Annotated in this window: 23 protein-coding genes; 2 read left to right on the forward strand and 21 right to left on the reverse strand. The window is 52.5% G+C overall.

Annotated features, from left to right (window positions below):
* Window positions 1–53: 53 nt before the first annotated feature.
* The 6 genes from BM322_RS07280 to BM322_RS07305 all read right to left on the reverse strand — a co-directional run bounded on the left by BM322_RS07280 (window position 54) and on the right by BM322_RS07305 (window position 8269).
* Window positions 54–4310, reverse strand: a complete 4257-nt coding sequence (locus tag BM322_RS07280) for a 2-hydroxyacyl-CoA dehydratase (RefSeq protein WP_075429246.1) — start codon at window positions 4308–4310, stop codon at window positions 54–56.
* A 169-nt stretch (window positions 4311–4479) separates the two neighbouring features.
* On the reverse strand, window positions 4480–5256 hold the full coding sequence (gene truA / locus BM322_RS07285; RefSeq protein WP_075429247.1) for a tRNA pseudouridine(38-40) synthase TruA: 777 nt from the start codon (window positions 5254–5256) through the stop codon (window positions 4480–4482).
* A gap of 21 nt (window positions 5257–5277) precedes the next feature.
* On the reverse strand, window positions 5278–6078 hold the full coding sequence (locus BM322_RS07290; RefSeq protein ID WP_075429248.1) for an energy-coupling factor transporter transmembrane protein EcfT: 801 nt from the start codon (window positions 6076–6078) through the stop codon (window positions 5278–5280).
* Window positions 6068–6937: an energy-coupling factor transporter ATPase gene (locus BM322_RS07295; protein WP_075429250.1), complete on the reverse strand. Its 870-nt coding sequence runs from the start codon at window positions 6935–6937 to the stop codon at window positions 6068–6070. Before BM322_RS07295 ends, BM322_RS07290 begins: the two co-directional genes overlap by 11 nt.
* On the reverse strand, window positions 6922–7770 hold the full coding sequence (locus tag BM322_RS07300) for an energy-coupling factor transporter ATPase (protein ID WP_143102203.1): 849 nt from the start codon (window positions 7768–7770) through the stop codon (window positions 6922–6924). The genes BM322_RS07295 and BM322_RS07300 overlap by 16 nt, the downstream gene beginning before the upstream one ends.
* Before the next feature lie 112 nt (window positions 7771–7882).
* Window positions 7883–8269: a desulfoferrodoxin family protein gene (locus tag BM322_RS07305; protein WP_075429252.1), complete on the reverse strand. Its 387-nt coding sequence runs from the start codon at window positions 8267–8269 to the stop codon at window positions 7883–7885.
* A 128-nt stretch (window positions 8270–8397) separates the two neighbouring features.
* Here BM322_RS07305 and BM322_RS07310 point away from each other — a divergent pair, with 128 nt between their 5' ends.
* Window positions 8398–8946 (forward strand): BsuPI-related putative proteinase inhibitor, encoded by a 549-nt coding sequence (locus BM322_RS07310; RefSeq protein ID WP_075429254.1) that lies wholly within the window; start codon window positions 8398–8400, stop codon window positions 8944–8946.
* A 25-nt stretch (window positions 8947–8971) separates the two neighbouring features.
* On the opposite strand, the gene BM322_RS07315 is transcribed toward BM322_RS07310, so the two are convergent.
* A complete protein-coding gene (locus tag BM322_RS07315; protein WP_075429255.1) occupies window positions 8972–9856 on the reverse strand; it encodes a LysR family transcriptional regulator in 885 nt (294 codons plus the stop codon).
* 461 nt (window positions 9857–10317) lie between these two features.
* Here BM322_RS07315 and BM322_RS07320 point away from each other — a divergent pair, with 461 nt between their 5' ends.
* Window positions 10318–11607: an MFS transporter gene (locus BM322_RS07320; RefSeq protein ID WP_075429256.1), complete on the forward strand. Its 1290-nt coding sequence runs from the start codon at window positions 10318–10320 to the stop codon at window positions 11605–11607.
* Window positions 11608–11917: 310 nt separating this feature from the next.
* Here BM322_RS07320 and rplQ read toward each other — a convergent pair whose 3' ends face one another.
* The 14 genes from rplQ to rplF all read right to left on the reverse strand — a co-directional run bounded on the left by rplQ (window position 11918) and on the right by rplF (window position 19414).
* Window positions 11918–12256: a 50S ribosomal protein L17 gene (rplQ, locus tag BM322_RS07325; RefSeq protein WP_033169642.1), complete on the reverse strand. Its 339-nt coding sequence runs from the start codon at window positions 12254–12256 to the stop codon at window positions 11918–11920.
* A gap of 14 nt (window positions 12257–12270) precedes the next feature.
* Window positions 12271–13230, reverse strand: a complete 960-nt coding sequence (locus BM322_RS07330) for a DNA-directed RNA polymerase subunit alpha (protein ID WP_075429257.1) — start codon at window positions 13228–13230, stop codon at window positions 12271–12273.
* Window positions 13231–13288: 58 nt separating this feature from the next.
* A complete protein-coding gene (gene rpsD / locus BM322_RS07335; protein ID WP_075429258.1) occupies window positions 13289–13882 on the reverse strand; it encodes a 30S ribosomal protein S4 in 594 nt (197 codons plus the stop codon).
* Between the two features lie 19 nt (window positions 13883–13901).
* On the reverse strand, window positions 13902–14294 hold the full coding sequence (rpsK, locus tag BM322_RS07340; protein ID WP_005842142.1) for a 30S ribosomal protein S11: 393 nt from the start codon (window positions 14292–14294) through the stop codon (window positions 13902–13904).
* A gap of 17 nt (window positions 14295–14311) precedes the next feature.
* The gene (gene rpsM / locus BM322_RS07345; RefSeq protein ID WP_075429259.1) at window positions 14312–14683 is read right to left on the reverse strand and encodes a 30S ribosomal protein S13; all 372 of its coding nucleotides are present in this window, start codon (window positions 14681–14683) and stop codon (window positions 14312–14314) included.
* Window positions 14684–14709: 26 nt separating this feature from the next.
* Entirely contained in the window at window positions 14710–14823 is a 114-nt protein-coding gene (rpmJ, locus tag BM322_RS07350; protein ID WP_014423857.1) for a 50S ribosomal protein L36, read from the reverse strand.
* Between the two features lie 129 nt (window positions 14824–14952).
* On the reverse strand, window positions 14953–15171 hold the full coding sequence (infA, locus tag BM322_RS07355; RefSeq protein ID WP_009645081.1) for a translation initiation factor IF-1: 219 nt from the start codon (window positions 15169–15171) through the stop codon (window positions 14953–14955).
* Between the two features lie 188 nt (window positions 15172–15359).
* A complete protein-coding gene (locus tag BM322_RS07360) occupies window positions 15360–16004 on the reverse strand; it encodes an adenylate kinase (protein WP_075429260.1) in 645 nt (214 codons plus the stop codon).
* A 14-nt stretch (window positions 16005–16018) separates the two neighbouring features.
* Entirely contained in the window at window positions 16019–17275 is a 1257-nt protein-coding gene (gene secY, locus BM322_RS07365; protein WP_075429262.1) for a preprotein translocase subunit SecY, read from the reverse strand.
* A 1-nt stretch (window position 17276) separates the two neighbouring features.
* Complete coding sequence (gene rplO / locus BM322_RS07370) at window positions 17277–17717, reverse strand: 50S ribosomal protein L15 (protein ID WP_075429263.1); 441 nt, start codon at window positions 17715–17717, stop codon at window positions 17277–17279.
* A gap of 23 nt (window positions 17718–17740) precedes the next feature.
* On the reverse strand, window positions 17741–17926 hold the full coding sequence (rpmD, locus tag BM322_RS07375; protein ID WP_075429265.1) for a 50S ribosomal protein L30: 186 nt from the start codon (window positions 17924–17926) through the stop codon (window positions 17741–17743).
* Window positions 17927–17940: 14 nt separating this feature from the next.
* Entirely contained in the window at window positions 17941–18447 is a 507-nt protein-coding gene (gene rpsE / locus BM322_RS07380) for a 30S ribosomal protein S5 (protein ID WP_075429267.1), read from the reverse strand.
* A gap of 25 nt (window positions 18448–18472) precedes the next feature.
* Entirely contained in the window at window positions 18473–18832 is a 360-nt protein-coding gene (rplR, locus tag BM322_RS07385; protein WP_075429269.1) for a 50S ribosomal protein L18, read from the reverse strand.
* Between the two features lie 30 nt (window positions 18833–18862).
* Entirely contained in the window at window positions 18863–19414 is a 552-nt protein-coding gene (gene rplF, locus BM322_RS07390; protein WP_075429271.1) for a 50S ribosomal protein L6, read from the reverse strand.

Raw genomic sequence — 19414 nt, forward strand, 5'->3', positions numbered from 1 at the left:
TCCTTGATTTATGTGTCAAAAAATGACCCGTCAAAATTGACGGGTCAAATTTTTCAGTGGCTAATTGCCTTGTCTTTATATTCTTTCTGCACCTTCTGCGGCCCACGTTCTTTCGCGACGGCCAGCATAAGCTTCAGGCGGTTGAGCTGGTTGACTTCACTCGATCCCGCATCGCAGTCGATGGCCGTGATATTGGCCCCCTTATAGCTCGTGCGCAGCTCGTGCATGACGCCCTTACCTGTGATATGGTTCGGCAGGCAGCCAAAGGGCTGCAGGCAGACCACGTTGGGCACACCTTCGTCGATGAGCTTCACCATCTCACCGGTCAGGAACCAACCCTCGCCAGCCATATTGCCGAGGCTCACATGACGCGCAGCAAGTTCAGCAGTCTCATAGATCGTATTCGGTGCCCGGAAGTGATGGCTCTCCTTGAGTGCTTTGCGCATGGGCTTGCGGAAGAACTCGATAACCTTGATGAACAGCTTGCCAAAGAATTCGTCTTTGTACTTGCCAGCCAGCAGCCGATGCTTGGCAATGGAATCATAAGCCGAGTAGAGGAAGAAATCGACAAAGTCCGGCATGACGACCTCGGCGCCCTCGTCCATGAGCACCTTCTCGATATGGTTATTGGCCACCGGATGATACTTGACGAGAATCTCGCCGACGATGCCCACCTTCGGTTTCCAAAGGGTTTCATCGATGGGCAAGTTGTCAAAATCCCGCACCATGGCCTTGATATTCTTCTTGAACTTGAAGTAATTGCCGTGGTTGATCTCGGCCTTGCAGCGCTCCATCCACTTGTGGAAAAGCGCCTGGGTTGCCCCCTGGGTCATCTCATAGGGCATCATGCGATTGCGCACGTTCATCAGCGTATCGCCATAGACAGCCGCCTTGATGGCGTCGGTGAGCATAGCCCGGTCGAGATTGAACGCATCGGTCTCATCTTTCAGGCCATGAACGGCAAAGACCGGTACCTGGGGATAACCCGCATATTTGAGGGCTTCGCGCAGGACGCTGAGATAATTCGTCGCCCGGCAGGCACCACAGGTCTGGAACAGCATGATGCTCGTATGATCAGGATCGCAAAGCCCCGACTTCAGCGCTTGGATAAGCTGGCCAATGACGACGATAGCCGGATAGCACATATCGTTATTGACATAGCGCAGCCCCGTATCGATGGCCTCTTTGCCCGGCATCGGCGGAATGACTGCGTTGTAGCCATACTTGCGGATAGCCGTCTTGAAAAGCTCGAAATGGATGGGTGCCATCTGCGGCGCCAGGATCGTATGGGTAGCCTTGCAATCCTCGGTAAACCGCGGCCGCTCAATCGGCTTGATTTCCTTGTAGGCCACCGGCGTGCGGCGCGTGAGCGCTGCCATCAGCGAGCGCAGACGGATGCGGGCCGCCCCAAGATTCGAGACCTCATCGAGCTTGATCATCGTGTAGATGCGATGATGCTGCTCGAGGATATCCTTGACCTGTCCCGTCGTCAGCGCATCGAGGCCGCAGCCAAAAGAGCTGAACTGGATCAGCGTCAGATTGTCATGCTCCGCCACGAACTGCGCCGCATGATAGAGACGCGCATGATAGCTCCACTGATTGACCACCTTGAGCTTTCCAGCCTTGACCGGCAGATGATAGACCGCATCCTCTGATAAGATTGGCAATTTATAGGACTGAATCATCTCGGGAATGCCGTGGTTGATTTCCGGATCCACATGATAGGGACGGCCAACCAGCAGGATTGCCTGCTCCCCAGTTTTTTCGATCCGGGCGAGAATCTTCGCCCCATAATCGCGGACATCCTGACGATACTGCTCGATTTCCTTATAGGCCGCCTCAACTGCCGCCGCGATTTCCTGTTTGGAAATCCCTTCCCTGCGCCCCAGCTCCTCATAGAGGCGCACAATCAAACGTTTCTTGTCATTGATGGGCAGGAATGGCTGGATGAAGTCAATATCCTGCTCCCGCAGGATATCCATATTGCCACGGATATTTTCCGCATAGGAGGCAACAATCGGACAGTTGAAATGGTTGTCCGACTCGTTGACATCGTCCTCCATATTGTATGGCTCACAGGGATAGAAAATCTTCTTTACGCCCTTCTCGATGAGATCGACGATATGGCCATGGGTAATCTTGGCCGGATAGCAAAGGGAATCCGACGGCACCGTCGCCATCCCCTTATAGTACATCTTGGCACTCGACTTGCCCGACAATACAACCTCATAGCCGAGCTTATCGAGGAAGGTAAACCAGAACGGATAGTCCTCGTACATGTTGAGCACCCGCGGGATACCGATGCGGCCCCGCTTGGCATCAGCCTGGGGCTTGTAATATTTGAATACGCGGTCGTACTTATACTTATAGATGTTCGGCGTCTGCTCCTGAGTCTGTTTTTCGCCGCCCACGCCGCGCTCACAGCGGTTCCCCGTGAAATACTTGCTGCCATCGGGGAACTTCTGCATCGTGATCAGGCACTTGTTGCCGCAGCCCTTGCAACGGTAAGAGCTCGTGTCCACCGTAAAATTCTGCAGTTCGTCTGCCGACAAGACCGCCGATTTTTCCGCCCCGGTCTCCAAGGCTAGGATAGCCGCACCATAGGCGCCCATGAGCCCGGCAATGTCGGGACGGATGACGTCCCGGTCCAGCAGTTTCTCCATGCAGCGCAGTACCGCATCGTTGTAGAAGGTCCCCCCCTGCACGACGATATGGTCGCCGAGCTCGCGAACGTCCTTGAGCTGCATGACCTTGAACAGCGCATTCTTGATGACCGAGAAGGCAATGCCCGCCGAAATATCAGCGACTTCCGCCCCCTCTTTCTGCGCCTGCTTGACCTTCGAATTCATGAAGACCGTACAGCGCGTGCCGAGATCAACGGGCGCCTTAGAGGTCAGCGCCTTTTTCGCAAACTCCGCCGGCGTCATATGCAGACCTTCGGCAAAGTTCTGGATAAAGGAACCACAGCCCGCCGAGCAAGCCTCATTGAGTGTGATATTGCCAATGCTGCCATCCTTGACGAAGAAGCACTTCATATCCTGGCCACCGATATCAAGGACAAAGGTGACCTCGGGGCAGAATTCCTGGGCCGCCCGCAGATGGGCAAAGGTCTCAACCTCACCGCCATCGGCGTGGATAGCCGCCTTGACGATGGCTTCACCATAGCCCGTCGTCATGGTACCAGCAATCCAGGCCGTCTCCGGCATCGCCTTATAAAGTTCCTTGATTTCGCGGACAACCGTCGTAAGTGGCGAACCCTGATTGCTGCCATAGGAGGTATAGAGTATCTCCTTGTCGCGGCCGATGGCCGTGATTTTCGTCGTCGTCGAACCGGCGTCGATACCGACATAGACCGGCCCCTCGTAAACGGCCAGTTCGCCGCGCTTTACCTTATCCCTATCGTGGCGGCGCTTGAATTCCTCATATTCTGCCTCGCTGTCAAACAGCGTGAAATCTGCCTTGCGCGTCTCGCTGGCTGCAGCCTCCTTGGCACGATTGATGCTCGTCTCCAGCTGCGCCACATCGATGCACTTGGCCTCATCCGATAATGCCGATCCCATCGCGACAAAGTAGTTGCCGTAATCCACAGCGACAACATGCCCCTTGTCGAGCCCCAGCGTCTCGATAAAGCGCTTGCGCAGCTCCGGCAGGAAATGCAGCGGACCGCCGAGGAATGCCACATGACCATCAATTGGACGCCCCTGGGCCAGATTGCCGATGGTCTGATTGACCACCGCCTGAAAAATCGACAGGGCAATATCCGCTTTTTCCGCTCCATCATTCATGAGGGCCTGGATATCGGTCTTGGCAAAGACACCGCAGCGCGAGGCGATTGTATAGATCTGCTTGCCCTTAGCCGCCAGCTCATTGAGTCCCGGTGCATCCGTAGACAACAGCGATGCCATATGGTCGATGAACGAGCCCGTGCCGCCAGCACAGACACCATTCATGCGCTGCTCTGGTGCATCGCCGAAATACGTGATTTTCGCATCCTCACCGCCAAGTTCGACGACCGTGTCAGTCTGCGGGATGAGCTCGCGAACAGCCGTGGCACAGGCAATAACCTCCTGCACGAAGGGCAGGCCAATGCGCTGGGCAATCCCCATACCAGCAGAGCCAGTCAAGGCAAAGGAGAATTTCTGCTCACCGACAATCGTCTTGAGATGCGTCAGATTCTCCTGCAGGGCATTGCCAATCTCGGAAAAGTGGCGGGCGTAGTTCTTATAGATGATATTCTTCTCATGGTCTAAAACCACCAGCTTGATGGTCGTAGAACCTACGTCGATACCAACTTTCAATAGGGAATTCATAGTTTCACCACCTGAAAAAATGCATACGAGTAAAGACCCTCCTTTTACAGGGTCTTTTCATATTTTAACGCATCTGCAAGTACCGTGCAAGCTGAATTATCTCAAAAATAACAAAACAAGCGCTAATAATAGAAGTCAATCCTATGCTTTCTATCATTAACGCCTGACATCAATATTCGACTTTATACAGGTAGAGCCCGCAGGCTGGTGCAGTGGCACTGGCCTGTTTGCGGTCAAGGCTGGCGAGGATCCGCTGGAAATCCTCGACGGTCAGCCGCCCGAGCCCCACGTTGACCACGGTGCCAATGATATTGCGCACCATATGATAAAGAAAGCCATTGCCATGGATAGAAAACTCGAGAATGTCGTCTTCTTTCACCATCACCTTGGCCTCATACATGGTGCGTATCGGGCTCATCGGCGCACCGCCAGCTGCGCGGAACGCACTGAAGTCGTGGGTGCCCAGGATGCAGTCAAGAGCCTGCTGCATAGCTGCCACATCAAGGGGCCGCCGCACATACCAGGCATAGCGCTGGGTAAACACCGACGGCACATCTCCCTGCTGGATACGGTAGATATACGTCTTGGACTTTGCGCTATGACGGGCGCTGAACTCACGGCCGCCCTCATGCGCCTCAGTCACGACGATATCCGGCGGCAGCAGGCTGTTTACTGCCCGCACGATACGCTCCGTCGGTATCGTGCCATCGGTAAAGAAATTCACGACCTGCCCATAGGCATGGACACCGGCATCTGTACGCCCCGATGCCGCCAGCTCAATGGAATCGCCGAACACCACCTGGAGTTTCTCCTCCAATACATTCTGCACAGCCACCACCGGCGGCGTCTGCCGCTGGAATCCATGATAGGCCGTGCCATCATAGGCCACGGTCAATACGATATTGCGCGCACGGGCCTTCATCTCTGCTTTATGCTCTGGTTTCATACCCATTCCCTTCCATAATAATTATCCGATGATCTGGATAACGGCCAGCCCGGCGGTCAGCAGGACAAACACCGTCACTGCCGCATAATCGATGGATAAGAGCTGCAAAGCCTTCATCTGCGTGCGGCCCACACCGCCACGGTAGCAGCGTGCTTCCATCGCCATCGCAAGTTCATCGGCCCGGCGGAACGCCGACAAGAACAACGGCACGAGTATCGGCACCATATTCCTGAGCCGTGCCATCACATTGCCACTCGAAAAATCCACACCGCGCGACTGCTGTGCCTTCATGATCTTATCGGTCTCGGCAATCAGCGTCGGGATGAACCGCAGAGCAATCGTCATCATCATCGCCAGTTCATGCGCCGGCAGCCCAAACCGCCGGAACGGCGAGAGCAGGCTCTCCAGTGCATCCGTAAGCTTCAACGGACTTGTCGTATAGGTCAGTAGTGAACTTGCCAGGATGAGCAACACCAGGCGCAACGACAGGAAGAATCCCTTCTGCACGCCTTCCCAGGTCATCGTAAAGATCCACACCCGCGCAATCGGCGTCCCCGGATTGCTGAACAGATGGATGAGGAAAGTAAACAATATGATCCACCAGAGCGGCTTCAACGAACGCAGCATCATGCGCAAAGGAACACCTGACAGCAGGATGAGCAAGAACGTCCCCAAGGTCAAAATCCCATAAGCAGCGGGATGACTGAAGACAAACACCTCGATGAGATAGATAAGCAGCAGCACAATCTTGACCCGCGGGTCAAGACGATGCAGCAGGCTGTCGCCAGGGAAGAACTGCCCTATCGTTATATTACTTAGCACGGGCCAGCACCTCCTTTATCGCCTGTACGCCGCTTTCAATATCCAAAGCATCCGCCTTGACCGGCAGACCAGCAGCTTGCAGCTTCTGCAGCAGCGTCAGGATATGCGGCGTTTTAAGCCCCGCCTCCTGGATCAACACCTTCTGGGCAAAGACCTCTTTCGGTGGCGCCTGCAGAGCCAGCTCCCCTTGCTTCATGATGATGACTGAATCGGCCAGCCGCGCGATATCCTCCATGCTATGCGAGATAAAGACAATCGTGAGTTTCCATTTCTTCTTCAGTGTACAGATCGTGCGGATCAGCGACTCACGGCCCCGCGGGTCAAGTCCGGCCGTGGGCTCATCGAGTACCAGATACCGCGGATGCAGCGCCAGTACTCCGGCAATCGCCGCCCGCCGTTTCTGCCCGCCGCTCAGCTGGAACGGACTGCGATCCTTGTACTTGTCGTAGTCAAGCTCGACAAGCTCCATGGCCTCGCGTACACGCTGCTCAAGCTCCTCACCGCTAAGGCCCTGATTCTTCGGCCCGAAGGCCACATCAGCTGCAATCGTCTCCTCAAAGAGTTGCTGCTCAGGATACTGGAACACCATGCCGACCTGCTGACGAGCCCGCCGGGCCTGCTCGCGGCCTGCCTTGCTATTATCGGCAAGGTCGATGCCATCGACAAGGACCTGCCCACTCGTCGGGTTGAGCAGCCCATTCAGGTGCTGCACCAGCGTCGACTTGCCCGAGCCTGTATGCCCGGCAATCGCCGTGAAGCTGCCCTCCTCGATTGTCAGCGATACCTCACGCAGGGCCTGTCGCTCAAAAGGGGTCTTCGGCATATAAGTATAGCTGACCTGTTTTAATTCAATTGACACGTATATGCCTCCAATGCCTCAAGTAATTCCTCATCAGTCACGATATCTACTGGCAGCTTGACGCCCTGCTGCCGCAGCCGCCAGCCAACCTCAGCCGCTACCGGCACATCGAGGCCGCGTTTCTTCATTTCCCCCACATCGGCAAACAGCTCATGGGGTGTCCCCTCTGCCGCTACCTTGCCATTATCCATCACGATAAGGCGGTCAGCCTGCGCCGCCTCCTCCATGAAATGCGTGATATATACAATGGTTATGCCCTGCTCATCATGCAGCCGCTGCACCGTACGCATGACCTCCTCGCGCCCCTGCGGGTCGAGCATGGCCGTTGGTTCATCAAGCACCAGACAACGCGTATGCATCGCCAGTGCTCCGGCAATGGCAATGCGCTGCTTCTGTCCACCAGACAGGAGATGCGGCGCATAAGTACGGAACTTTGCCATATTGACTGCCGCTAGCGCATCCCTCACCCGCTGCCGGATCTCCTGCGGCTCTACCCCGAGGTTCTCCGGACCGAAGGCCACATCATCCTCGACCACCGCTGCGATGAGCTGATTATCCGGGTTCTGGAACACCATGCCAATATGCTGCCGTATCTGCCACAGCTCCTGCTCCTTGCGCGTATCCAAGCCATCGATTAGACAACGCCCCTCTGTTGGCAGCAGCAGGCCATTCAAGTGACGTGCAAGGGTCGACTTGCCCGAGCCATTTGTCCCCAGCACCGCCACAAATTCCCCCGCCTCGATGGACAGGCTCACATCATCCAACGCCACAAACTCCTGCGGTGTGCCTGGATGATATATATGTGTAAGGTTCTCTACCTCAATAAATGCCATCTGGATATCCTCTTTCCACAAAAATCATACATGCATCATTATAACACAAAAAACAAAGCGGTCTGTGCAAAATCCTGCACAAACCGCTCTGCTTTTTCGCTCAGACAAACACTTAGATATCCGTTTTCCACAAACCATGGAGGTTGCAGTACGCAAAGACTGCTACAGGCGCATCGTCATCTGCCAGCTTGAACACCGCCTCGGGCTTATCCTCTGACGTCAGCTGCCGCATAAGGCCGCCCAGTTTCGTCTGCACGTGAATCCACTCAATCAAATGCTCAGGCGTCATAGGATGAGCCACCGAACCAACTGTTACCTTCAGCACACCCACACCGGCATCATACTCAGCCACCGGTACATGTTTCTCCTGCGCCGCATCGGTCGTATTCGCCGTCAGCTCTTCCATCGGCTGTCCGCAGCATACCAGAGGCCCTCCGCCCTCATGGATCAGACCGATAAGGTTACCACATTTACTGCAACGATAAAATTTGCTGGCCATACCTTCCCCTCCATTTTTATAATACACACAAAATTCACACTTATATTGTACAAAAAAAATAGAGGAAACACAAGGTTTTCCCACGAAATAAAAGCAAAGATATATTTAACGCTATAGGAGTATATACCATGAAAAAGATTCTTTTACTGCTCTCGTTGTTCCTTTTGTTTCCCAGTATGGCCTCAGCCCATTTTGGCACAGGCATCGGCATTACCTTCCCCGCATCATCAGCAAGCAGCTCTGCGCCGCAAAGCACCTACGCTTCCGTGACCTTTGAGAATATTGCCGAGGAACTGATCCTTCAGGAAAAACATGGCCGTCTGCAGATCGAATTCAAGATTACCAACACCAGCAGTATTTCTCACTCGCTTCAACACCGGACTGGACAGCTCTATGACATCATCATCACTGACAAGAACGGCCAAAAGCTCTGGCAATGGTCCGACAATATGGTCTTCACCCAGGCCCTGACCACCGTCGTCATCTCGCCACACAGCACCACCGTCTACGACGAAGAGCTGGACAGTAAAACCTACCGCAGCATAAAAGAGAAAGCTGTGCTCGCCACCGCCTACCTCCTCGATACCCCCTGCAAGCTGTCAGCCAAGCTCCCCACGCGCACTGCCACCCACAGCATTCCCGTCCTCATCCACGGCGGCATAGTCATCGGAAACTGATGGAACACGACGTCAAGGGAGCCTATTATGCATCCTGATGGCTGTTGAAGTAATTAATGGTGAATTGCTGGAAACAGATTGCTGCCGACGTGAGCGGCCGTCGTGTATTCCAAGCGATTCCCACGGCGCGCTTGCATACAGGAAATGCCACGGGGATATAACAAACGCCCATCTGTTCCGTACACGGGATATGTGGCAGCAAGCTGACCCCTAACTGCGCGGCCACGAGCGAAATCAGATTATGGACTTCGTCTCCCTCAAAGATCACCTGCGGCTGGCTTTCAGCCAGATCCAGCAGCTGATTGACCTGCTGGCGAAGAGTATACTCCGGCTTCAGCGTGATGAATGCCTCGCCATCGATTTCCTCTAGCCGCACCTTTTCCTTCTGCGCCAATGGATGCGAACAGGGCACTACCAGGAAAAGTTCCTCGGACCACAGATACATCCAGGCAATATCTGCTCCATTCAGCATCGAACATAGGCAGATATCGGTATCCCCTTTCATGAGTGCCTCGGTTAATGCAGTGGAGTTCTGCTGGTTCAGCGTAATCCCTATATGCGGATAACGGATATGAAACCTGCTGAGGATCAAGGGCAGATAGGTATCGCCCAGGGAGTGGAGGAACGATACACTCACTGACCCTTCTCCCCCATGATCCATGATGATTTCCTGCCGTGCTACCTCCATCTCACGAAGTACCCGGTCCACATGGAACAGGAACTTCTCGCCGGCCTCTGTGAGCTTCGTCTGTTTTCCCTGGCGTTCAAACAGCATCACTGCCAGTTCCTTCTCCAGCTTGGCAATGGAGCGGCTAAGTGCCGACTGGGACACCATGATGGCTTTTGCAGTCTGCGAGAAACTCCCATGACGCGCCAAAGCCTGAAAATATTTCAACTGTGTTAACTCCATAACCGGTAAGGCCTCCCCTGTTCTATCTCCAGCCAACACTTTGTTGTATATCATGCATAATAAACTACATCCAGATTCATTATACCCAGTGAAATCAGGGCTTTCAAGAAATATATCATGATTTTGATGATTTTTATGCATAGATATCGTGAAATTTTTTCATATTCGCATTGTTTTGTGACAATTTGTATCTGTTATGCATTTTTTGCGCTTTTCCCGTGCATTTTTCACATTCGACATCTCATTCCTACCCTCCTATAATAAGTTCCTGTAAACTTATTATAGGAGGGTAGAATTGTGTAATCATGCATAATCAACTTTCAAACGATTACATGCACGAATTGAGTGTCACCGCTCATATCGATGCATCGGATGCAGCAGATTATCTCCAGACCTTATCCTTTCCCGTCTGCGCATCCAGCCACCGCCGACAGACAATGCGAAAGGAGACGATATCTATTATGCCAGCTGTTTCGGATCAAGCTCCTGTCAGCCTCTGGAGCAAGGATTATGTTTTCGACATCATCATCAACTTCTTGGTTTACAGTGTTCATTTCCTGCTGATGTTATGGTCCACTGCCTATGCCATCCATACCTGGAATGCTTCCATCAGCATGGCCGGACTTGCTTCCGGCCTGTTCATCGTCGGGGCACTTTTTGCCCGCATCCCAGCAGGCCGGTTCATCGACTTTATTGGCCGCCGCAGATTATTCCGGAGCGGCACGGCCATGTTCTTCCTGCTGGTCCTCTGCTATGAGCTCGCACCGAATCTTGCTTCCTTCATGGTCGTGCGTTTTCTTCATGGACTCGCCTTCGGTACAACCTCCACTGCTGCCAGCACGATCGTAGCAGCTCTGGTTCCTCTCAAACGCATGGGAACAGGCATCGGCTACTTCACGCTTGGCGTCACACTCGCCTCAGCCATCGGCCCCTTCTTGGCCATGAACATCACTCAAGCTGGCAACTTCAATCTGGGAATTAAAATCTGTACCGCCGCGACATTTGTGATTTTCCTGCTCTCCTGCTTGCTGAAAACACCAGAGCGCACCATCCTGCCGTCTGAACGGGAAGACCTGTACCATATTTCCTTTGACCGCTTCTTTTCCCTGAAGGCCCTCGGCATATCGAGCATAGCCTTCATGGGCGGCGTTTGTTACTCCACCGTACTGAGCTTCCTGGGCGCCTATACCAACGCCATCGGGGTAACGGGAATTGGCGCTACCTGCTTCTTCCTCTGCTTTGCCGCCACGTCATTCATCAGCCGTCCACTTACCGGCTTCCTGCTTGACAATTACGGCGGCGATATTGTCGTCTATCCGTCACTGCTCTGCATGGCCACTGCCATGAGTATCATCGCCCGTGCAACTACGGATATCCCTCTGCTGATTGGCGCCCTCTTCCTGGGCTTTGGTTACGGAACCTTGACAGCCTGCTGTCATGCCTTAGCCGTCCACTGTGCTCCCATGCATCAAGTTGGCATTGCCACCAGCACCTACTTTGTCCTCCTCGATCTCGGCATTGGCGTAGGCCCCTATACCCTAGGCAGTTTTGTCCCGGATTTTGGCTTTCAGGTTGTATATCTCGGCGCCGGAGCGATTTCCCTCCTGGGTATCGGCCTCTACTTCTACCTCCTCGGCCGCCATCATCGCTTCACCCGTCATCAGATGGACCGGGACAGCGAGGCCAAGACCATCGTCGAACAGCGCCGCCAGCATTTCTATGAAAAACGCCTGGCCAACCAGCATGGCTGATCAGGCTCTATCCCTATACTGCCAGGATTAACGATTCCTATCTCAAAACAATCACAACACAGCATAAAAGACAAGCGGAAGCTCTCCTAAAAGCTCCCGCTTGTTTTTTCCATAAAATTGCCATTAACGTCTATAGAACGCCTGCCTTCAATATCAACCATTCAAAGGACTCCGGCAGAGACGGTACGATGTTATCCCTTCTCCTAGATTGATGGGAAAGAGAGTTCTTCACCAATTATATTCTACCACAATCAATAGCATAGAAAAAGACCTGACCAAACGGTCAGGTCCTTGTAGTTGCAATCTGCGATTAAACGAGTTCGATGATAACCATCGGAGCAGCGTCGCCACGGCGTACGCCGAGCTTGAGGATACGCGTGTAACCGCCCTGGCGGTCAGCGTATTTAGCTGCGATCTCATCAAACAGTTTTCTTACAACATCTTCATCAGACAGGGCTGCGATAGCCTTGCGACGAGCGCTCAGGTCGCCACGCTTTGCAAGCGTGATCAGCTGCTCAGCAAATTTGCGGAGCTCTTTTGCCTTAGCTTCCGTCGTCTCAATGCGGCCATATCTGAAGAAGGAAGTAAGAATGCTAGCAAACAGCGCCTTACGGGCTGCGGAGTTACGTCCTAATTTTCTGTAGCTCATTTATTTCCCTCTTTTCAATCGTTGTTTTCTCTCAGAGCCAAACCGAGTTCCTCGAGCTTCTTCTTGACTTCCTCAAGAGATTTGCGTCCGAGGTTGCGGACCTTCATCATGTCATCTTCCGTCTTCTCAGCAAGGTCAGCGACCGTGTTGATGTTAGCGCGTTTCAGGCAGTTGAAGGAACGTACCGAGAGGTCGAGGTCTTCAATGGTCATTTCGAGGACCTTCGAAGAATCATCCTCTTCCTCCTCTGGGAAGGATGCCTCCTCCTCCTCAATCTCATCCGGCAGACCGTCCATGTTCTGGAACAGTTTGAGGTGCATGACAAGAATGCCAGCAGCTTTGCTGACTGCCTCTTCCGGACGAAGCGAACCATCAGTCCAGACTTCGAGAATCAGGCGGTCATAGTCCGTGACATTGCCTACACGCGTATCCTGTACGGTGTAGTTCACACGCTGTACCGGGGAGAAAATCGAGTCGATTGGGATAACGCCAATCGTATCTTCCGGCTTCTTGTTCTTGTCAGCCGGAACGTAGCCGCGGCCGCGCTCAACGGTCATCTCAATCTTGAGCTTGCCCGTCTCGTCAACCGTAGCAATATGGAGGTCCGGATTGAGAATCTCAATGTCGGCATCACAGATGATGTCGGCAGCCGTAACTTCCTTCTCGCCTTCCACGTCAATGCGGATGACCTTCGGCTCATTGCCTGCCATCTTGAGGCAGAGCTGCTTCAGGTTCAGAACGATGTTGGTTACGTCATCCCGGACACCCGGAATCGTCGAGAACTCATGGAGTACCCCATCGATCCGGATGGAGGTAATTGCAGCACCCTCCAGCGAGGACAGCAGCATACGGCGCAGGCTGTTGCCAAACGTCGTGCCATAGCCACGCTCGAGCGGCTCGCAGATGAATTTACCATAACGGTTATCTTCACTGATTTCCGCAATTTCAATTTTCGGTTTCTCGATATCTATCATCTGAAATGAACCTCCTCAATAATCAATCGAACACTATGCACACAGGCACAAATATTCATTATTTGGAGTACAACTCGACGATAGCCTGCTCGTTGACAGGAACATCGATCTCTTCGCGGTTCGGGAAACGAGTCACCGTACCCGTGAGGTTGGCCTGGTCAGCCTGGAGCCATGCCGGAGCGGAAAGAGCGTTGTTGCTCTCTTTGAGCTCTTTGAAGAAGGCGTTGCTCTGGCTCTTCTCGCTAACAGCGATAACATCGTTAGCGGAAACAAGTGCGGACGGAATGTCTACGCGCTTGCCATTGACCGTGAAGTGGCCATGACGAACGAGCTGACGAGCCTGACGACGCGTATTGGCAAGGCCAAGACGGAAAACGACGTTGTCAAGACGACGCTCAAGAAGACCAAGCAGGTTTTCACCCGTTACACCCTGCATCTTCTTTGCTTTATCGTAGTATCCACGGAACTGTTTCTCCAGTACACCGTAGATGAACTTTGCTTTCTGCTTTTCTTTCAGCTGCAGACCATACTCGGAAACCTTACGGTTCGTACGGCGCGGCTGACGTTTCGATTCTTTGGAACGACCAATAACAGCCGGCTCAATGCCAAGTGCACGGCATCTTTTAATGGCTGGTACTCTATCAATTGCCATCTAGTAATTGCACCTCCTATTAAACTCTTCTACGCTTCGGCGGACGGCAGCCATTGTGCGGAATCGGGGTAACATCTTTGATCATGTTAACCTCGAGGCCCGTTGCCTGCAGGGAACGGATTGCGGCTTCACGGCCAGCACCAGGACCCTTAACGTAAACCTCGACCTGCTTGAGGCCGTGCTCCATAGCTGCCTTAGCAGCCGTCTCAGCAGCCATCTGAGCTGCAAACGGAGTGCTCTTACGGGAACCACGGAAACCAAGGCCGCCTGCGCTAGCCCAGGAAAGTGCATTACCGCTCTTATCAGTGAGCGTTACAATCGTGTTGTTGAACGTAGAGCTGATGTGCGCTACGCCATATTCTATGTTCTTACGAACTTTTTTCTTCGTGCGAACTGCTTTCTTAACTGCCACCAGTTAACCCTCCTTTATTAGTCTTTCTTCTTGCCTGCTACAGCCTTTTTCGGGCCTTTACGCGTGCGGGCGTTGTTCTTAGTGTTCTGTCCACGGACAGGAAGGCCAAGACGGTGGCGACGACCACGGTAGCAGCCGATATCAACGAGTCGTTTGATGTTCATCTGACGCTCACGACGAAGGTCACCTTCGACGATAACGTTCTTATCGATGGCATCACGAAGTTTTACAACTTCATCCTCCGTGAGGTCACGCGTACGGGTATCCGGATTGATGCCAGTCTCCTTCAGAAGATCCTTCGAAGTCTTCAAACCAATACCAAAAATGTACGTCAATGCAATTTCAATTCTCTTGTCACGGGGTAAATCTACACCGGCAATACGTGCCATTAATAAAGCACCTCCTTATTCAATAATTAACCTTGTCTCTGTTTATGTTTCGGATTTTCGCAGATGACCATAACACGGCCTTTGCGTTTAATGACTTTGCATTTCTCACAAATCCGTTTTACTGACGGTTTTACCTTCATCTTGTGGTTGCCCCCTTTTCTTTATTGTCAGTCTCATTTTGCTAGTATACCATGTTTATTCCGTCCTGCCTAGTGGCAAACGAAAAAAAATTGGTAAATATTTCTAAAACCCGCAAAAGCGGAGATGACTTATTTGAATCGGTAGGTTATACGGCCACGCGTTAAGTCATATGGCGTGAGTTCAATAGTGACTTTGTCACCGGGAAGAATGCGGATGAAGTTCATGCGGATCTTACCGGATACATGCGCCAGTACAACATGACCATTCTCGAGCTCAACCTGGAACATTGCATTCGGCAGTGCTTCCAGAACCTTGCCCTCTACTTCGATAACATCTTGCTTCGACATGTTTTTTCTCCTTTTATGGAAATTGGTTGGGCCAAAGTCATCTAAGGAGCTTCTGCATTTTCTATCAATGCCATGCCCAACAACAGGTTGTCAATCAATTTTTCATAATCATTGTAATGGGCGGCAAGTATTTATGCCGCCCTTACAATAACTTCTATCGTTCAGTGAATCTCACCAACGGAATCGACTCAGCCTTTCAGGGTCTCAACGAGATCCTTCGTGACCTTGTCAATCGCCTGTCTGCCATCAACTTCCGTATAGATGCCAGCTTTCTGATAAAAATCAATCAGCGGCTTCGTGGAAGCTTCGTATACGGAAAGGCGATTCGTCATCGTCTCTGCCGTATCGTCTGCACGCTGGAAGAGCTCGCCACCGCACTCGTCGCATACACCTTCTTTATTGGAAGGATTGAACTTGACATGATAGGTAGCACCGCACTTCTTGCAGATGCGACGTCCAACTGCACGCTCTACGAGATCAGCAGCCGGAACATTGATGTTCAGTACACGCGTCAGGCTCAGACCGAGGTCAGCCATGATACCGTCGAGAGCATCAGCCTGCTCAACCGTACGTGGGAAACCATCGAGAATGAAACCTTTTTTGCAGTCGTCCTGAGCTAAACGATCGCGCACAATGCCGACCGTAACGGAATCCGGGACAAGATTGCCAGCGTCGATGTACGACTTAGCAAGCTTTCCCATCTCCGTACCTTCCTTCATCGCTGCACGGAACATGTCGCCCGTGGAGATGTGAGGAATGTTGAACTCCTTGACCAGTTCAGCCGCCTGCGTGCCTTTGCCGGCACCCGGGGGGCCCATCAACAAGATATGCATGATTTTGCCTCCTCTTATTTCATGAACCCTTCGTAGTGACGCATTACAATCATGGACTCTATCTGTTTCATCGTCTGCAGCGCAACGCCGACAACGATGAGCAGTGCCGTACCGCCGAAGTATACACCCTCAATATGAGTTGCACCTGCGACCAAGTTCGGCAGGACTGCGATAAAGGCCAGGAAAATGGAGCCAGCAAGCGTGATACGAGTCATGACATGATCTAAATAATCTGCCGTTGGCTGTCCTGGACGGATGCCCGGGATGAAACCACCGTATTTTTTCAGATTCTCTGCCATATCCGATATCTTTACAGTAACCGCAGTATAGAAGTAAGTGAAGAAGATAATCATACCAACGTACAACGTGGTCTGAAGCGGCTTACCCCACTCCAAATAACTGGCAATCGTCTTTACCCAGGGAATATCAATAAACTGGGCAATAGTTACTGGAAACATCAGCACGGATGACGCAAAGATAATTGGGATTACGCCCGCCTGATTTACTTTCAGGGGGATGTGGCTGGAATGACCACCATATGCCTTCTGCCCTACCACGCGTTTCGCATAGGAAATCGGGATACGGCGGAAGCCGTTCTCAACATGGACAACAAACACAACCATCGCGATGGCGATGACCGCGAACATGAACACGCTGAAGTAGCTGATCGTACCAGCCTGGACGTAATGGTAAATCGTTCCAATGTTTTTCGGCAGAGCAGCTACGATACCAGCGAAGATGATAAGGGAAATACCATTACCAACCCCCTGGGCCGTGATCTGCTCACCGAGCCACATGAGGAACACCGTACCAGCCGTCAAAGTGATCGCAATGATCAAGATGTTGACCGGATTCGGATTCAGTATGGCAGCCTTCAGGCCGATGGACATGCCAATCGCCTGAAAGAATGCCAGCACTACCGTGAGATAGCGCGTTACTTTGGTGGTCTTCTTGTGCCCCTCCTGTCCTTCCTTTGACCACTGCTCCAACGTCGGAACGACAACATTCAAGAGCTGAATGATAATCGCCGCATTGATGTATGGCGTAATGGACATCGCAAAGATGGAGAACTTGCTGAAAGCACCACCAGAAAAGAGGTCTAACAGGCCGAAGAGATTGCCGTTGGCGAATAATTGCTCAATCGCCTTCGGATCAACTCCCGGAACCGGAATATGGGTACCCATCCGGAAGACGGCAAACATGATCAGCGTAAACGTGATCTTCTGCCTAAGCTCCGGAATTTTCCATACATTGCCAAGGGCTGAGAGCACCTCAGATCACCTCAACTTTACCGCCTGCTGCCGTAATCTTTTCTTCTGCGGATTTCGTGAAGCCGTTAGCGCGAACCGTCAGCTTCTTCGTGAGCTCGCCGTTACCAAGGATGCGGATACCATCCTGGACGTTCTTCAGGATACCGGACTCAACCAGAGCTACCGGATCAACCGTTGCACCATCCTCAAAACGATTCAGGGACTCAACGTTAACCTCAGCAAAGGTCTTAGCCCAGATATTCTTGAAGCCACGTTTCGGGAGACGACGATAAAGCGGCATCTGGCCACCCTCGAAGCCGGTGCGTACGCCGCCACCGCTACGGGAGTTCTGACCCTTCATGCCTTTACCGGAAGTCTTGCCGTTGCCGGAACCAATACCGCGGCCTACACGGTTGCGGACTTTACGGGAACCAGCTGCTGGCTGTAATTCATGCAATTTCATCTAGTGCACCTCCTGTTCTATGATTAGTCTGCGATTTCTTCTACAACGATCAGATGCTCAACTTTGTGAAGCTGACCACGGATTGCCGGGTTGTCTGGCAGCTCAACAACGGAGTTGATCTTGCGCAGGCCCAGAGCGCGAACCGTCTTGCGCTGGGTTTCCGGACGGCCGATGAGGCTTCTCTTAAGCGTAACTTTAACTTTTGCCATTGTACAGCCTCCTATTAACCTAAGATTTCCTGAACCGTCTTGCCACGGAGCTCAGCAACAGCCTCTGCCTTCTTGAGGGCTTTGAGACCTTCCATCGTTGCGCGAACCATGTTGTTCGGGTTGGAAGAACCGAGGGACTTCGTCAGGATGTCTTTGATACCTGCCAGCTCGAGTACGGCACGTGCCGGACCGCCAGCGATGACACCAGTACCTTTTGCAGCCGGCTTGAGCATTACGCGGCCAGCGCCGAAGATACCAACCATCTCATGCGGAATCGTGCGCTCATCGAGGATAGCGACCTCAACGAGGTTCTTCTTTGCATCCTCAACGCCTTTACGGATTGCCTCCGGAACCTCAGCAGCTTTGCCGAGACCAACGCCGACTTTGCCTTTCTTGTTGCCAACAACGACAAGGGCGCTGAACGAGAAGCGACGGCCGCCTTTGACGACTTTAGCTACTCGATTGATATATACAACTTTCTCCTCGAACTCTGGAGTTTCGTTGTCCATATTTCTAGCCATTCATTTACCTCCTTATATCAATGATTTAGAACTTGAGACCAGCTTCACGAGCGGCCTCAGCCAGAGCAGCGACACGGCCATGGTAAACATAACCGCCGCGGTCGAATACGACCTCTTTGATGCCCTTCTCGAGAGCACGTTTAGCAACAGCAGCACCAACAGCTTTTGCTGCCTCAATGTTACCACCGTAGTTCTCGAAACCCTTATCCTGGGAGCTGGCGGACACGAGCGTCACACCGTTCTCATCATCGATGACCTGAGCGTAAATGTTTGCCAGGCTGCGATATACGTTGAGGCGCGGACGAGCTGCCGTACCTGCGATATGGTTGCGGACACGCAGATGACGTTTCTGACGTGCCTTATTCTTATCTGCTTTAAGAAGCACAGAACTTCACTCCTTTCTCGAATCAGTGTCTTATTTCTTACCCTTAGCGCCGGCTTTACCCTCTTTACGACGGATATGCTCGCCAGCATATTTGATACCCTTGCCTTTGTACGGCTCCGGCTCACGGAAGCTGCGGATCTCAGCAGCGATCTGGCCGACAACTTCCTTGTCGATACCAGAAACCGTGATAGCGTTAGCCGACGGGCACTCGAATTTGATGCCCTGCGGCGGCTCGACAACTACCGGATGGGAGAAACCAAGGGAGAGGTTCAGCGTGTTGCCCTTGAGCTGAGCACGATAGCCGACACCATTGATTTCGAGATTCTTGGAGAAACCTTCCGTTACGCCAACAACCATGTTGTTGATGAGCGTACGGGACAGACCATGGAGCGATCTGTGGTTCTTATCGTCGGACGGACGCTCAACCTTGCAGATTGCGCCATCGACGGTTACTTTCATATCCTGATGAATATGGCGGGAAAGTTCACCTTTCGGGCCCTTTACTTTGACCAGATTGTCCTCGCCAACCGTAACGGTTACGCCAGCTGGGATTTCAATCGGTGCATTACCAATTCTTGACAT

The organism is Selenomonas sp. GACV-9 (genome assembly GCA_900116485.1).
GTDB classification, from domain to species: domain Bacteria; phylum Bacillota; class Negativicutes; order Selenomonadales; family Selenomonadaceae; genus Selenomonas_A; species Selenomonas_A ruminantium_G.